Below are 15,224 nucleotides of genomic sequence, written 5' to 3'. Positions count from 1 at the left end.
GAAAAAAGTTGAAAAAACTGGTTGAAAACTTTTCTGAAGGTGTATTGAATTTATTCGCTAATATCGGCGTCGTGATTCCTTATTTTTTCTGTTTATCACTCTATAATCATAATAAAAGTGTTGCCGCGTACGTTTTACCATTCTTGATGCTCTATACATTTAGATCGATAGGTATGTTGCTTACGGTTTATATACGTTATTCAGCTTCATTAATGTTGATAATCTCGAACTTGTTTGGCGTTATTGGGTCGTTATGTTTGATCTTTGCTAAAAATATTTGGTTTGGTGTTATTGGCGGGATACTCCTAGGATTAGCATCCAGCTGGATCTGGCCATATTTTTTAACAGTCAGAACTAAGGGAAAAATTACCAATGATTTTCATTTAACCAAGTTGCATTGGTTAGGGTCGCTTGTTTCGATGATTTTGTTGATCGTTGTAGAATTATTAGCAATTAAAACGTCAGAATACTGGATCTCATTTGTCATTTTGGCATTACTATTTCTATTTTCAATGTGGGGTGGATTTAAGGTCAACAGACAAATTGGATTTTACCGAAAACATGAATTCTCTACGCATCAACGCAATTATTCTGCAATCGGAATGATTTTTATAGTTATTTTGGTGATGCTAGTCTTTATGATTCGATACACTAGATTAAAGAATATTATGAGGATCGAAGACCTATACATTGGTTTTATCGCAGTATTTGCATTAACTATTTTGTGGATCTATCAATTAAAAATTCACCAAAAATTATTTCCCTTGAGTTTAGCATCGATCAATCGTGGAATAGTCATGAATTTTGTGTTGTTATATACGATCTTTGATAGTAGTTTACGGTTTGGATTCAGTACATTATTAGTCGTATATCTCTTATACTTATTTGGATTTGAAGTAGGTCCGTTTATTTTACGAAATCATTTAAATTTACGTTATCCATTAGTAATTATTGGATTAATCTTGTCTTTATTTAATTTTACCTACTTTATCGGGATACTTTGTTGTTCATTATTCGTTGGATCTGATAATTCAATTTTAAATAATTCACTTTATCATGATCCTAAAATCGAGTCTGAACGAGCATTTTTAGTAAAGTATCAACTTTCAGCAATTGGAAATATTTCTCAACAATTGTTTTATATGATAATTGTCTATTTGGTTAGTTTCTACAGCCAAACCAACGCCTTAAACTTTTTTAGTACCAGTGGAAATGTTTCTGGAAAATTATTATTGATAGTCAGACTTCCGGTGACTTTAATTGCTTTACTTTCAACAGTTGTGACATATTATTTTATCGAAAAAAAAGCAGGTGATTAACCTGCTTTTTTCTTTAGCTCATTATTTAGATTCATGGATCCGTCCATTATTTCGTAAACTTTGTCTGCAAATTTAGCAAGTCGCAAGTCATGAGTAACGATAATAACGGCAGTATTTTGTTCTCTAGCCAATTTTTGGAAAATCTTTCCGACTTCGATGACGCGTTCACTATCTAAGGCTGCAGTCGGTTCATCTGCGAGAATTATATCTGGTTTAGTATACAATGCACGAGCTATCGCAACTCTTTGACTTTGTCCACCGGATAACTCTCCGGGATATTTGTTTTCTAAGTTTGATATTTCAAGTCGTTTCATCAAATCATTAAGTGAATGATCATCCAAATTATGATTTTTCTTAATTTTTTTAACTAACTTGAATTGTTCTTTTACGGTCAGGTAGGGGATCAAATTGTAAGACTGTAGAATAAATCCAATTTTATTCAGTCTAAGTGCATCTCGTTGCTTGTTTGAAAGAGTTTTAAGTGACTGACCTTCAAGGACTACTGAACCATCAGAAGGAGTCTGTAAACCGCCAGCAATGGTTAAAAATGTGCTTTTACCAGACCCAGAAGGACCTATTACTAGATTAATTTCACCTTTTTTGGCGGTAAAGTTAATATTTTTTAATACTTGAACACGACTTGAATCAACTCCAAAAAATTTATCAATATTATTAAGTTTTAAAGTTGTCATTTTATCCTCCTATAACACTTACTGGATCTACATTTAAGATCAATTTAATTGGTATCAAAGAACCTATTAGACTAGTAAAAATCAACCCTATTCCTACACTGGTTAAAATGGGGATGTTGAAACTCATGGGAACGGAATTTGGAATTAATAGGGCAGTGAAAATAGTTAAAATTGTTCCGATCAATAGACCACTAATGACTAAGATTATTGATTGGGAAATAGTAGCATTAACTAATGTTTTTGCCGGTATTCCTTGAGCTCTCAATACGGCATAATTTTGCAATTTTTGAATAGTTAAAATGTATAGGAATACGGCGATCACAATTAATGAAATTATCATTAAGAATCCGATCATGAAAATAAATGTCGAGTTTTGTGCCGCATATCCAGGTAATTTAGAGATAAATACCGATTTTGAATATGTTTTAAGTTGTTGGTTATTTGCATCATAATTAGCATCTTTTGAAACAATGGCACTACCGACGAATTGATCATTTAGATTCTTTATATTTTGCCAAGCGGCAATATTTCCGTAAATAACAGGAGCAATATTCAATTTGGCATTTTTCACAAAGCCTACAATAGTGTATTCAGTTTTGTTTGAATTGAATTTTAATTTGTCATTTAAGTTATATCCGTCATTTTTGAACTGCTCATCAACGACGATTTGATGTGGTCCGTTAACTTTTTTACCAGAAGTCAGCACTAAATCTTTAGCAATGAATTGTTTGTTATTTAATCCTAAAAATTGAGCCGATTCTTTTTTTAAACCAGATTTCTTTGCTACAACTGAAGCTTGACCGATCAACGCTTCTTTACTGGATAGATTAATATTTTTCTTTTGATTTTTGGTGATCAGTGACTGTGAAAGACTAGTGTTTGAATCTTTATCTAAAACGATACTTTTCATATTCCAAGAATTGATAGCGTCGGTATTTTGGCTAGATAATCCCATTGCAAGGCTGGTCAAAATAAATATTAAATAACAAATCATAACGATCATTGTCACAATTAATCCGTATCTGAATTTTTCTTTTTTAATTTCTTTTAGCGATAAAAACATCTAATCATCCTCTTTTACTAGGGCAGTTAACACATTTGTGAGTTTATTCAGCAAAACATCTTTAGCACTTGGTTCCAACATAATTTGCTTGATCGTCTCATGGATCATTACTTGTGTTGCCCACTGATATTCACTTTCAGTTATCACTTGATCATTAAAAGAAGAAATAAAAACTGATTCATTGTGGAGAATATGCATTTTGACAAGAGCATAGAAACTACTGTCCTTGCTTTTTTCAACGAATTCTCTAGTCTGTTTTACAAAATCAACTGGACTTGCTGCGTGATCTGTTTGAATATCTTTATGTATTTCTTTCATCGCCATACCGTAAAGGTAAGTGTAAGCGTCTTTTAAGTCATCGAAATACTTATAAAAAGCTCCTCGAGCTATGCCTGATTCCTTTACGATCCTTGAAACTTGAGCTTCCATCAATGTGTGATTTGAAAATTCATTTAAAAATGCATCGGTGATACGTAATTTTTTTTCGTCGTCTAAATTTTTAAAGGTATTTGAAACCATAATGACCTCCAATGTGACACTGTGTCACTAATTATTATGAAGTCATCTTAAATCTAAAGTGACACGGTGTCAACTAGTTTGGATGATTTTTTGACAATCTTAAACTAGATATCATTTATATACTAAAGTAATAAAATGCAAAAATTGATAAATAAATTAACTAAAAAAATTGCTTGATTTTTTTGCTCAATTTTGGATTTTTTATGAAACATATTGGGGAAAAATAAATTACCTTCTAGGAATCACATACTAGATATGGTGTGAAACAAAATGGTTGTACCACTAGATATTGATTTAAATGAAATAACTCAATATAATGTTATTTATTCCATAAAGGTTGTGTGTGTATGCAAGAAATAAAAGAAAATGTATTGGACACTTTAAGTGAAATTCCAGTCATAAAAAGATCCGGAGAAAGAACAAAATTTTATGCTTATAAAATCGATTTTGTTTTAAATAAACTAATTGACGATCCTGATTTGATCAGTCAAATTAAACGAGATGTAGTTACAGAATTGCAAGATAATTCCGTAATTGAAACCACTGAATTACATCAATTACTTGTTGATTTGATGAATAAGTATAAATTGACGACACAGGTTGAATTATATGAGGCCAACTTTACTCGAGAAAAGGAAGCTTTTTCTGATGCAACGAATGTCGAAAAGAATATTAATAAATTATTTGGCAATAATGAAGCTATCGTTCATGAAAATGCCAATAAAGACAGTAAAGTCTTTAATACTCAGCGTGATCTAGAGGCAGGGGTAGCCAGTCGGGCAATTGGTCTTAAAATGTTGCCAGATTTAGTAGCTAAGGCCCATTTAAGAGGAGATCTTCATTGGCATGATCTTGACTACTCACCAGTTACGCCTGAAACAAATTGTTGTTTGATAGATTTTGATGAAATGTTAACTAATGGTTTTAAAATTGGTAATGCCTGGGTTGCCTCACCAAGATCCATTCAAACTGCAACTGCGCAAATGTCGCAAATAATCGCTAATGTGGCTTCACTTCAATATGGCGGTTGTTCAGCAAATAGAATCGATCAATTGTTAGCCCCTTATGCCAAAATAAATTATGAAAAGCATTTGGCTGATGCTAAAAAATGGGTCGTAGAAGATAAGCAAGATGAGTTTGCTAAAGAAAAGACTAAAAAAGACATCTATGATGCCATGCAAGCTTTGGAATATGAAATTAATACTTTATATTCATCTCAAGGTCAAACTCCTTTTACAACCATTAACTTTGGATTGGGAACAAGTTGGATCGAACGTGAGATTCAAAAGTCTATCTTGAAAATCCGTATTAAGGGTTTAGGAAAAGAACACAGAACAGCTATTTTCCCTAAGTTAACTTTTACAGTTAAAAGAGGATTGAATTTAGCACCAAGTGACCCTAATTACGATATCAAAGAGTTAGCTTTGGAATGCTCAACTAAGAGAATGTATCCTGATTTATTAATGTATGACAAGATCATTGAATTAACAGGAAGTTTTAAAACTCCTATGGGTTGCCGTTCATTTCTACAAGGCTGGGAAGACGAGAATGGTAAAGAAGTAAATTCAGGTCGGATGAATCTAGGCGTTGTTACGGTTAATTTACCAAGAATCGCTTTAGAGTCAAATGGTGATAAAAAATTATTCTGGGATATTTTTGAAGAAAAAATGTCTCTATGCCATGAAGCACTGGAATATCGTATTGAGAGAACTAAAGAAGCCAAACCAGAAAATGCACCTTTACTTTATATGTATGGTGCTTTTGGGAAGCGTTTAAAAGAAACTGACAGTATTGATGAATTATTTAAAGATCAAAGAGCAACTGTTTCACTAGGTTATATTGGAATTTATGAAGTCTGTACTGAATTCTTTGGAAAAGATTGGGAACATGATCAAGAAGCTCATGACTTTGCGGAAAGTATTGTTAAAGCATTGCATGATAAATGTAGTTTGTGGGCAGAGGAGAGTGGATATCACTATAGTTTGTATTCAACTCCAGCCGAATCCTTAACAGATACATTTTGTCGTGATGATATCAAGAAATTTGGTCGTATCCCTGATATTACTGATAAAGAGTATTACACAAATAGTTTCCATTATGATGTTAGAAAACATCCATCACCTTTTGAAAAATTATCTTTTGAAGAAGTATTTCCAAAATATGCTTCAGGTGGATTTATTCATTATTGTGAATATCCAAACTTAAAGCAAAATCCTAAAGCTTTAGAATCTGTTTGGGATTGGGCCTATGACCATGTTGGATATTTAGGAACAAATACTTCAATCGATCAATGTTTTAAATGTGGATTCAAAGGCGAATTTAAAGCTACTGCTAGAGGATTTGTCTGTCCAGAATGTGGAAATCATGACCCTAAGTTTTGTGATGTTGTTAAAAGAACTTGTGGATATCTAGGTAATCCACAACAACGCCCAATGATCCATGGACGTCATGTCGAAATCGCATCAAGAAGAAAAAATATGACACCGGAGATGATAAGAAATGCCGCGAATTACCAGAGAACCAAACAATCCGACACCCAAAGAGTGGATGGCTAAAGATTTAAGTCAAAAACGTATTGCCGATTATAAGCCCTTTAACTTTGTCGATGGAGAAGGTGTTAGATGCAGTCTCTATGTCAGTGGATGTTTGTTCAGATGCCCTGGTTGCTACAATGTGGCAGCGCAAGACTTCAGATATGGTAAGCCGTATACCAAAGAACTAGAGGATCAAATAATTGAAGACCTAGGTCAAAGTTATGTTCAAGGACTAACTTTATTAGGTGGCGAACCCTTTGTTAATACACAAGTTTGTTTATCGCTATGTAAAAGAGTGCGCAAAGAGTTTGGTAATACTAAAGATATTTGGTCTTGGACAGGTTATTCTTGGGATGAATTGATGAAAGAATCAGATGATAAGCTAGAGTTACTATCTTTGATCGATATTTTAGTAGATGGTAGATTTTTACAAGCTAAAAAGGATCTGTCATTACAATTTCGAGGTAGTTCAAACCAAAGAATAATCGATGTTCAAAAATCACTTAAAGAGAAGAAAGTAGTTATTTGGGAGAACTTGGTTAAATAGATCCCAAAATAAAAAGTAGGTCCGTGTGGAAAAACTTCACGTGTACTACTTTTTTAGTTATACTGTATGTGAAATATCATATTTATTACGGGGGATAGTCATGAATTCAGACAAATTAAAACTTTATGGTACTTTAACCATTGGAGTTGTTGCGTTTATTTTGGAATTTTTGTTTAATTTGCCATTTTATTCACAACTGATTATTAGTATTTTAGGACTTATCTTAGCTTTGATAATGTTTGTTGATATGATCAAAGTTTTAAAAACTGGTGATTTCGGAGTCGACTTGTTAGCCATAACTGCGATCGTGGCAACAATAGTTTTAGGCCAGTATTGGGCCGGCTGGGTAATTTTATTAATGCTGACAGGTGGAGACACACTCGAGGAATACGCCGCTAATAAAGCCAAAAGTGAGCTTAAATCCCTGTTAGACAATGCGCCTTCCTTCGCACATAAAATTACTTCATCGGGAATTAGGGATATTGATATTGATGATGTTGAAATCGGGGATATTTTATTAATCAGACCTAAAGAACAAGTTCCAGTTGATGGTGCAGTAATTGATGGGCAATCAGAAGTTGATGAATCTTCATTAACTGGGGAAGCTATGCCAGTTGAGATCGGGATCGGGTCAAAGGTCATGTCCGGGTCTATCAATGGTGAAACACCATTTAAAATGGAAGCTAAAAAGATTGCTGCCGATAGTGAATATCAAGCGATCGTTAAATTAGTCAAAGAGTCAGAATCTAATCCAGCTCATTTTGTAAGGTTAGCTGATAGATATGCGGTACCGTTTACTATTATTGCCTATGTAATTGCCGGTATTGCCTGGTATTTATCAAAAGATCCTGTCAGAATTGCACAAGTTTTAGTCGTAGCTTCACCATGTCCCTTAATATTGGCAGCTCCAATTGCTTTTGTTTCGGGGATGAGTAGAACTAGTCGTAATGGAATCATTGTCAAATCAGGTACAACCTTAGAGAAGATCTCTTCTGCTAAAACGATTGCCTTTGATAAGACCGGAACGATCACCCGTGGTAAATTAGTGATCGACGAAGCAATAATAAAACCAGAATATGATAAAGATACAGTTTTGAAATATGCTGCTTCACTAGAAGAAAATTCTAGTCATATAATGGCTAAGACAATTGTTAACTATGCAGTTGATCGAAAATTAAAATTAGAGCCAGTTACGAAGATCAAAGAGTATACAGCACAGGGGATCGTTGGTTTTGTAGAAGGTCATTATGTAAAAGTTGGACAAGGTAAATTTGTAACTGATGAAGACGTGGATACAGTTAAGGGATCTGGAGTCTATGTTTCTATTGATGGAAAATATGCTGGTGTATTCAGTTTGTTAGATCAAATCAGACCTGAATCTGCTTCAACTATTCAAAAACTTAAAGCATTTGGTATTAAAAATATTCTTCTTATTACCGGAGACAAAAAAGAAACAACCGAAATGGTTGCTTCAGAAGTAGGGATAGACCAAATTTATCCAGAAAGTCTACCCAATGATAAAGTTAAAATAATTAAAAATTTAGATACGCATCCAACCATTATGGTCGGGGATGGCGTAAATGATGCTCCTGCGCTAGCTTTGGCAGATGCTGGTATCGCAATGGGCTATCAAGGTGCTAATGCTGCTAGTGAGTCCGCTGATGCTGTTATTTTGCAAGATGACTTTGGTAAGGTAGCTGATGTCGTCAAAATTTCACGAGATACCTTAAAAGTTGCTAAAGAAGCAGTTTTGATAGGAATTTTTATTTGTATCGTATTGATGATAATAGCTGGATTTGGTCTTATACCAACTATTATTGGAGCTTTACTGCAAGAAGTGGTCGATACTGTGACGATCCTTTATGCTTTAAGAGCAAGAAGTGATCGGCTATAACCAGCCATAAGTATCCAAATTCATATCTTTTTTATATATTTTAGAAACGTATGGGTTTCCTTCAACAATAAAACGCATTTTTTTAGAAGTCCAAGGCTCTTTATTTGGTACACCGATTCTAGGTGTTGCTAAAATATTTTGAGGAGTCTGGACTTTTTTTTCGGAAAAAAAGAAATTATCAGAATTTAACATTGTACCTGAGAGAGCTTTATCTCGAATTCCAAAAGCTCTGATCCATTTTGCGGGACCATTAGTAACTTCAAAATTATTTTTTTTACGATTTTTTTCCATAATTTCTAGACCATCGATCGGTTGCAAACCACGAATTAAGATTCCATTTGGAACGCCTTTTTTCTGAATACTAATATCCATATCCAGCCAACTATGAATCGAATAAATGTATATTGTGCCGCCTGCTTGATAAAGAGGATCGTTTGCAGGTGTGTGCCGACCGTTGTAGGAGTGGGCCGCTTTATCAATTTCTCCTAAGTAAGCTTCTGTTTCCACAATGATACCTGATAGTTTTCCTTGATCTGAATTATATGTAAAAGTATGACCTAACATCTCTTTTGCAATGTTTATTGTTTCCCCATTTTCAAAAAAATCCGATATATTCAATCTATGCCTCCACTGACTTTTTTACAAAAACTTTAAAAAAGGCTTGTCACGCCTTTGTAGTTAATATATAATATTTTTTGTGCTTGAGAAAGACATAATTAAATGACCCGTTGGTCAAGTGGTTAAGACACCGCCCTTTCACGGCGGTAACATGGGTTCAAATCCCGTACGGGTCACTTTTATTTGGAGGATTAGCTCAGCTGGGAGAGCATCTGCCTTACAAGCAGGAGGTCACAGGTTCGATCCCTGTATCCTCCATCAAATAAAAAACGATTTAGCTAGGACGCTGTCCTAGCTTTTTTTGTGCATTAGCGCAAATACAAAAGGATGTGGCGAGAGTCACATCCTTTTTATGGTGGTTATTATTTTTTAAAACGCGTGAAATAAGGCAGAGACCGGAACATAGTTACAAACATCGAACAATTGTAAGTACACAATTATTCGATATTCTAGACTATGCTCCGGTCTCTAATCGCCTTATTTCACGCTCTAGATTAATAATAAAACATTTCCAATTAAACGATAGATCAGATTTGAAACTGATATTTGTTTGAATTCTTTTAGCAGGGTGGCGGCTACTACGAAAATAACTATTGTTACTGCGGTAATAATATTGATATAACCTAGTAAGAATAAGACTAGTGTTAAGCCTGCGAGTGTTACTAATTGGATAAAGTCAGTTGTTTCTCCCTCAAAATAGGTAATCAAAACAGCAGCAATATTAACTAATAGTAACGGAACAATAAAATTAACAGAAATAAAATGAGCATATGTATAAGCAATGGCAATAGAAGTAAAGCTAGGAATTATAAAATTGTCGATCAATATTTCTAATATTTGGTATTTTTTGGAAATGTATTTGGTTAAGTATAAGAAAACTAATTGAATAAAGACCAAAATAATAACGTTAATATTCATCGTTCGATACGATATGAAAGCTAGAATAAAGAAGCAAATACTATAAAGTCCATTGAAATAAAAATTAGGCTTTAGGGTTCTAACGTATTCTTTATAAAAGGCGATCATAGCAACCATAACTATCAAATAGAAATTTATTGAATAGTTATTAAGATGATGTGTAAATAAGAAACTTATGGGGAAAATATGATAGCTGATAAACTCCAGCAAGGCAACGATCAATTTGCGATTATTCATAGTGACTCCTTTATGTATAAAGACATATTAGTGTAGAAAAACTTACACGTCAATTCAACTTTTTCCTGAAAATACGGAAAATATGTGTTAATCTATTAAGAGGTTCCTGATGGGATCCTTTTTTTATTTCTGGGAAACTGGATAAAAGGAGAAGCCCTGTAACCGAAAGGTGGAAAAAATATGTCAAAGAATTACTTATTTACTTCTGAATCAGTCTCAGAAGGACATCCTGATAAAGTCGCTGATCAAATCAGTGATTCAATTCTCGATGCTATCCTAGAAAAGGATAAAAACGCTCGTGTAGCCTGTGAAACAACTGTTACTACTGGTTTAGTTTTAGTTGTTGGTGAAATTTCAACTACTGCTTATGTTGATATTCAAAATGTCGTTCGTAATACAATTAAAGAAATTGGTTACGACGGAACTAATCCAGGCTTTGATGGTAACAGCTGTGCTGTCCTTGTTGCTTTAGATGAGCAATCGCCTGATATCGCCCAAGGTGTTGATGATGCGCTTGAAAAGCGTGGAAACGATAAAGATTTCGATCCATTGGATCAAATCGGTGCCGGAGATCAAGGTTTTGTATTCGGTTTTGCTACAAATGAAACTAAAGAATATATGCCATTGCCAATCTCTCTAGCACATAAATTAATGCGAAAAACAGCCGAAGTTAGAAAGAATAAAACAATTGATTACTTGATGCCTGATGCAAAATCACAAGTTACAATTGAATATGATGGAAATGATAAACCATTACGTGTAGATACAATTGTTTTAAGCACTCAACATAAAGAAGAAGCAACTCTTGAACAAGTGCAAAAAGATATCAAGAAGTATGTTATTGATGAAGTTGTACCAAAGAATTTGATCGATGAAAATACTAAATTTTTGATCAACCCAACTGGACGTTTTGTTATCGGTGGTCCAGAAGGAGATTCCGGTTTAACTGGTAGAAAAGTTATTGTTGATACATATGGTGGATTTGCTCGCCATGGTGGTGGTGCCTTTTCTGGTAAAGATGCTACTAAAGTTGATCGTTCAGCCAGTTATGCCGCAAGATATATTGCTAAAAACTTGGTTGCTGCAGGTATTGCCGATAAATGTGAAATTCAAATAGCTTATGCTATCGGAGTTGCTAGACCTGTTTCAATTCATGTTGATACATTTGGAACAAGCGATTATTCAGAAGAACAAATCGTTGCATGTATCAATAAGTATTTTGATTTAAGACCATTAGGTATTATTAAAATGCTCGACTTACAAAGACCAATTTATAAGAAGACGGCCGCATATGGTCATTTCGGACGTACAGATATTGATCTTCCATGGGAAAAACTTGATAAAGTTGATGACATCAAGAGTTTCTTAAAGAAGTAGTCAGTGATTACAGAGGCGTTCTTTAAAGATATTTCTTTAAAGAATCCTCTTTTTTTTTGGAGGAAATTAATGGAAAAGAAACAATCTCATGTTTTAGTAGTTACAATTGCCGTATTTATTGCTACTTTCATGACTGCAATTGAGGGAACCATCGTTTCAACAGCCATGCCAACTATTATTGGTAGTTTACATGGTGTAAGTTTGATGAATTGGGTCTTTTCAATATATTTACTAATGACAGCTGTGGCAACGCCGATTTATGGAAAGCTGTCAGATATCGTTGGTCGAAAGCCAATTTTTATTTTAGGACTTGTTTTATTTGTTATCGGATCAACTCTTTGCAGTATGTCTAATTCAATGTTGACGCTGATCTTAGCTCGTGCTGTGCAAGGTATTGGTTCTGGTGCCATTCAGCCGCTGACTTTTACAATAATCGCAGATATTTATCCCTTAGAAAAAAGAGCTCGTATTTTAGGATTGAACGGATCTTCTTGGGGAATTGCAGCCGTTATTGCTCCGTTATTAGGAGGATTTATCGTTGAAAAGTTAAGCTGGCATTGGGTCTTTTTAATTAATTTACCTGTGGGATTAATAACAATTACATTAATTTGGTTCTTCTTTAAAGAAGAGAAAAAAGAACATGAAAAAATTAAAATTGATTATATAGGTACGGTTTTATTGGTAGCTGTATTATTGCCATTAATGTTAGCTCTACAAAAAATTGGTGTCGGTTCAGCAATCGTTCCATTATCATTGACGATGATCTCGATTATTGCCGTAATTTTATTTATCGTTGTTGAAAAACGTGTTAGTGATCCTATTTTACCGTTGCATTTATTCGCAAATAAAACTTTTGTCGTTCAAAATGTTATTGCCTTACTAGTTAGTGGCTTTTTAATTGGATTTGAGGCATATATCCCAACTTGGATGCAAGGAATTTTGGGATTAAGTCCATCCATGGGAGGATTTGCTGTTACTCCTAGTTCAATTGTTTGGATCTTTGGATCATTTTGGGCAGGTCATTTAATTAAAAAGATGGCTCCAAACAGGATTATATATATTAGTTTGTTCTTCCTATTAATAGCTGGAGGGGCTTTGATATTCGCAAGTGTAACTTCACCATTTATTTATTTTTGTGCTTTAGCAGCAGTGGCTGGATTAGGATTTGGTTTAACAATCACTACTACGACGGTTACCGCACAGACGGTTGTCCCATCGGAAAATGTTGGTGTCGCAACTAGTTTTAATACTTTGCTAAGAACAATTGGTCAATCAATGATGGTTTCAATTTGTGGAGTTGTTTTGAATACTGCTTTGGCAAAAGGGGCGGCTGAAAATAAAAAAATAACTGTCGATATGATGAATCAATTAATTGATCCTCAAACCGCCAGTCAGTTACCAGTTGAATTGTTGCCTAAGATGAGACAAATATTGTTCTCAGGACTTCATAATATCTACATTGCTTCTATTATATTATTGTTTATTGCTTTGGTGATCAATGCCTTTGAGATTAAGAACCGTCGAATCCTTGGTGAATAATATAGTAGTGAAACTCATGATGGTTGCAGCTAATAAGTAACCGCCTAAGACATCACTTGGATAGTGGACGCCTAGAAAGATCCTACTGTACCCAATTAGAAGTACAAAACTTAGACAAGTTATTCCAATTAGCACACGTAATTTTATATTTTTAAAAACAAACCATGCTATAATAAGTAATGATATGTACAATGCAAATGCACTAGCTGAGTGTCCACTGGGATAACTAAATCCACCTGCGTAAACAAAATGGTGGTGGCTAGGGCGTTCACGTTCGACTAAGTATTTTATTGTAGTATTGATAGATGTTACTAAAATTTTATTTATGATCAAAAAAAACATGGCATAATAATAACGCTTCCAAAGTAAAATAATTGAAAAAGCAACAACAATTGCAATAGTTTGATTAGTGTTACCAAGGAATGTGATCCCCCTAAATAAATTCAGGGACCAAGTTGAATGATGATAAATTTCAGAAATGAAGAAATTATCAAATAACTTGATTGGGGATGTTTTAAGCGCTACATTGATGCTTAAAATTATAAATGCAAGCAGTAAAATAATTGCTAAAGTGAGTTTTTTTGAAGTTTTCATTAAGTAAAATCCTTTGATGTCTATATTATTTTCATTACGTACGGGGGTACAGATTATTATGACAATTTCACGTCGTCAACGTATGGTTGAAGAAAGCCGATTGACTAGATTAAATAATAAAAAAGCTAAAAGAGCAAATTTAAAAAAGAAAATGACGGTTTTGGGTGCCGGACTTTTTGTTGGTGGAGCAGTTGCTGAAGCAAGTAATGCAATTTTACCAACTGTACATGCTGATACATACAGTAATTCATCAGATGATGAACAAGCAACAACCGATTCAAGTCAAATCATTACACCTCGTGGCGTTGGTGACCAAGAATTTATCGATTATATCGGAAATTCTGCTCGCAAGCTGGCTCAAAATAATGATATATACGCTTCAGTTATGATTGCACAAGCAATGGTTGAAAGTGGCTGGGGAACTAGTGGATTAGCTAGTGCTCCAAATTATAATTTATTTGGGATCAAGGGTTCTTATAAAGGTGACTCTGTAAATATGGGTACACAGGAAGATGACGGAACTGGTAGTCTTTACTCAATCAATTCAGATTTCAAAAAATATCCTTCATATAAAGAATCACTTGAAGATTATGTTTATTTGATCAGAGGTGGTGTCTCTGGTGATCCGCAAATTTATTCCGGAGCATGGAAGAGCAACACTTCATCTTATAAAGATGCAACGTCTTATTTAACAGGGCTTTATGCGACAGATACTAGCTATGCTGATAAATTGAATAGTGTGATCGAAAAGTATGATTTAACTAAGTTTGATCAAGCTGATGATTCAGTTCAAGATCAGTCATATGTTGTTGCACAAGGTGATACTTTACAATCAGTTGCAAGTAAATTTAACATGGATGTTAATTCATTGATGACTTTGAACAACGTTAAATCAGACAGTTATGTTTATCCTGGTAAAACTTTGACAGTTTCTAACCAAGCTCAAGCACAAGATACAACAGATGCAATTAACGTAACGAATACAATTGATGATACAACTAAAGATGTATACGGCTCAAATCAAGCACCTATAATCGCAAAAGATGAAACTAATGGTGTTAAGAAACACACTAAGAGTATTAGTGTAGATAATACTATTTCAGATACTCCATCAAATCAATCAAATACTGTAACTGTTCAATCTGGTGATACGATTGATTCTATCGCCACTCAAGCAGGAACTTCGGTTGATCAAATTAAACAAGACAACAATTTAAATTCAGATTTATTAGTTGTCGGACAGAAATTAATGGTATAGTATTAACAACAAACGGAAGTAGTAAGTTTAAGAAGAATTTCAGAAAGCACGTGGTTAATGTGAACGTGTAACTTGTTAAACCGAACTCATCCACTTAAGTTTGATCACTGAAATT

The 15,224-nt window shown here is 34.1% G+C and carries 13 protein-coding genes, 2 tRNA genes, 1 riboswitch and 1 other annotated feature (1 of these 17 cut by a window edge); of the genes, 9 read left to right on the top strand and 6 right to left on the bottom strand.

The window, feature by feature from the left end; genetic code table 11:
* The first annotated feature begins 8 nt into the window (after positions 1-8).
* Complete coding sequence (locus EKM77_RS10115) at positions 9-1,319, top strand: hypothetical protein (protein ID WP_125593945.1); 1,311 nt, start codon at positions 9-11, stop codon at positions 1,317-1,319.
* Here EKM77_RS10115 and EKM77_RS10110 read toward each other — a convergent pair.
* Genes EKM77_RS10110 through EKM77_RS10100 form a run of 3 tightly spaced genes read right to left on the bottom strand, consistent with a single transcriptional unit; the run spans position 1,316 to position 3,593 of the window.
* A complete protein-coding gene (locus EKM77_RS10110) occupies positions 1,316-2,011 on the bottom strand; it encodes an ABC transporter ATP-binding protein (protein WP_125593944.1) in 696 nt (231 codons plus the stop codon). The genes EKM77_RS10115 and EKM77_RS10110 overlap by 4 nt on opposite strands.
* 1 nt (position 2,012) lies before the next feature.
* Positions 2,013-3,074: an ABC transporter permease gene (locus EKM77_RS10105; RefSeq protein WP_125593943.1), complete on the bottom strand. Its 1,062-nt coding sequence runs from the start codon at positions 3,072-3,074 to the stop codon at positions 2,013-2,015.
* Complete coding sequence (locus EKM77_RS10100; protein WP_125593942.1) at positions 3,075-3,593, bottom strand: TetR/AcrR family transcriptional regulator; 519 nt, start codon at positions 3,591-3,593, stop codon at positions 3,075-3,077.
* 347 nt (positions 3,594-3,940) lie between these two features.
* Between EKM77_RS10100 and nrdD the strand changes: the two genes are divergently transcribed.
* The 3 genes from nrdD to EKM77_RS10085 all read left to right on the top strand — a co-directional run bounded on the left by nrdD (position 3,941) and on the right by EKM77_RS10085 (position 8,568).
* On the top strand, positions 3,941-6,148 hold the full coding sequence (gene nrdD, locus EKM77_RS10095; RefSeq protein ID WP_125593941.1) for an anaerobic ribonucleoside-triphosphate reductase: 2,208 nt from the start codon (positions 3,941-3,943) through the stop codon (positions 6,146-6,148).
* Positions 6,093-6,674 carry an anaerobic ribonucleoside-triphosphate reductase activating protein gene (gene nrdG, locus EKM77_RS10090; RefSeq protein WP_125593940.1) on the top strand — a complete coding sequence of 194 codons (582 nt, stop codon included), beginning with the start codon at positions 6,093-6,095 and terminating at the stop codon, positions 6,672-6,674. The genes nrdD and nrdG overlap by 56 nt, the downstream gene beginning before the upstream one ends.
* Before the next feature lie 100 nt (positions 6,675-6,774).
* Positions 6,775-8,568, top strand: coding sequence for a heavy metal translocating P-type ATPase (locus tag EKM77_RS10085; RefSeq protein ID WP_125593939.1), 1,794 nt, complete (start codon positions 6,775-6,777; stop codon positions 8,566-8,568).
* Here EKM77_RS10085 and EKM77_RS10080 read toward each other — a convergent pair.
* Positions 8,563-9,186, bottom strand: a complete 624-nt coding sequence (locus EKM77_RS10080) for a DNA-3-methyladenine glycosylase (RefSeq protein WP_125593938.1) — start codon at positions 9,184-9,186, stop codon at positions 8,563-8,565. The two genes, EKM77_RS10085 and EKM77_RS10080, sit on opposite strands and share 6 nt — an antisense overlap.
* Positions 9,187-9,290: 104 nt before the next feature.
* Here EKM77_RS10080 and EKM77_RS10075 point away from each other — a divergent pair.
* Together EKM77_RS10075 and EKM77_RS10070 are read left to right on the top strand one after the other, a co-directional pair.
* Positions 9,291-9,362 (top strand) — tRNA-Glu (locus EKM77_RS10075).
* 9 nt (positions 9,363-9,371) lie between these two features.
* Positions 9,372-9,444 (top strand) — tRNA-Val (locus EKM77_RS10070).
* A gap of 231 nt (positions 9,445-9,675) precedes the next feature.
* Here the strand turns inward: EKM77_RS10070 and EKM77_RS10065 are convergent.
* Complete coding sequence (locus EKM77_RS10065; RefSeq protein ID WP_125593937.1) at positions 9,676-10,341, bottom strand: hypothetical protein; 666 nt, start codon at positions 10,339-10,341, stop codon at positions 9,676-9,678.
* Between the two features lie 90 nt (positions 10,342-10,431).
* Positions 10,432-10,524: riboswitch (SMK box riboswitch) on the top strand.
* Between EKM77_RS10065 and metK the strand changes: the two genes are divergently transcribed.
* Both metK and EKM77_RS10055 read left to right on the top strand, forming a co-directional pair.
* Complete coding sequence (gene metK / locus EKM77_RS10060) at positions 10,522-11,718, top strand: methionine adenosyltransferase (protein ID WP_125593936.1); 1,197 nt, start codon at positions 10,522-10,524, stop codon at positions 11,716-11,718. Its footprint overlaps the riboswitch before it by 3 nt.
* A gap of 69 nt (positions 11,719-11,787) precedes the next feature.
* Positions 11,788-13,257: an MDR family MFS transporter gene (locus tag EKM77_RS10055; protein ID WP_125593935.1), complete on the top strand. Its 1,470-nt coding sequence runs from the start codon at positions 11,788-11,790 to the stop codon at positions 13,255-13,257.
* Here EKM77_RS10055 and EKM77_RS10050 read toward each other — a convergent pair.
* Positions 13,192-13,851, bottom strand: coding sequence for a phosphatase PAP2 family protein (locus tag EKM77_RS10050; protein ID WP_125593934.1), 660 nt, complete (start codon positions 13,849-13,851; stop codon positions 13,192-13,194). The genes EKM77_RS10055 and EKM77_RS10050 overlap by 66 nt on opposite strands.
* Before the next feature lie 58 nt (positions 13,852-13,909).
* On the opposite strand from EKM77_RS10050, the gene EKM77_RS10045 reads away from it, so the two are divergent.
* A complete protein-coding gene (locus EKM77_RS10045; protein WP_164507771.1) occupies positions 13,910-15,109 on the top strand; it encodes a glucosaminidase domain-containing protein in 1,200 nt (399 codons plus the stop codon).
* Positions 15,109-15,224: a binding site (T-box leader), on the top strand (it continues 90 nt past the right edge of the window). Its footprint overlaps the gene before it by 1 nt.

The organism is Companilactobacillus baiquanensis, assembly GCF_003946605.1.
In the GTDB taxonomy this organism is placed as follows: Bacteria; Bacillota; Bacilli; order Lactobacillales; family Lactobacillaceae; genus Companilactobacillus; species Companilactobacillus baiquanensis.
Note: the sequence above shows the minus strand (reverse complement) of the source record. Positions and strands in the feature narration are given on the sequence as shown.

Coding starts and splice junctions, on each gene's coding strand:
- EKM77_RS10110 (WP_125593944.1), bottom strand. CDS start 2,011: ATGACAACTTTAAAACTTAATAATATTGATAAATTTTTTGGAGTTGAT.
- EKM77_RS10105 (WP_125593943.1), bottom strand. CDS start 3,074: ATGTTTTTATCGCTAAAAGAAATTAAAAAAGAAAAATTCAGATACGGA.
- EKM77_RS10100 (WP_125593942.1), bottom strand. CDS start 3,593: ATGGTTTCAAATACCTTTAAAAATTTAGACGACGAAAAAAAATTACGT.
- nrdD (WP_125593941.1), top strand. CDS start 3,941: ATGCAAGAAATAAAAGAAAATGTATTGGACACTTTAAGTGAAATTCCA.
- nrdG (WP_125593940.1), top strand. CDS start 6,093: ATGCCGCGAATTACCAGAGAACCAAACAATCCGACACCCAAAGAGTGG.
- EKM77_RS10085 (WP_125593939.1), top strand. CDS start 6,775: ATGAATTCAGACAAATTAAAACTTTATGGTACTTTAACCATTGGAGTT.
- EKM77_RS10065 (WP_125593937.1), bottom strand. CDS start 10,341: ATGAATAATCGCAAATTGATCGTTGCCTTGCTGGAGTTTATCAGCTAT.
- metK (WP_125593936.1), top strand. CDS start 10,522: ATGTCAAAGAATTACTTATTTACTTCTGAATCAGTCTCAGAAGGACAT.
- EKM77_RS10055 (WP_125593935.1), top strand. CDS start 11,788: ATGGAAAAGAAACAATCTCATGTTTTAGTAGTTACAATTGCCGTATTT.
- EKM77_RS10050 (WP_125593934.1), bottom strand. CDS start 13,851: ATGAAAACTTCAAAAAAACTCACTTTAGCAATTATTTTACTGCTTGCA.
- EKM77_RS10045 (WP_164507771.1), top strand. CDS start 13,910: ATGACAATTTCACGTCGTCAACGTATGGTTGAAGAAAGCCGATTGACT.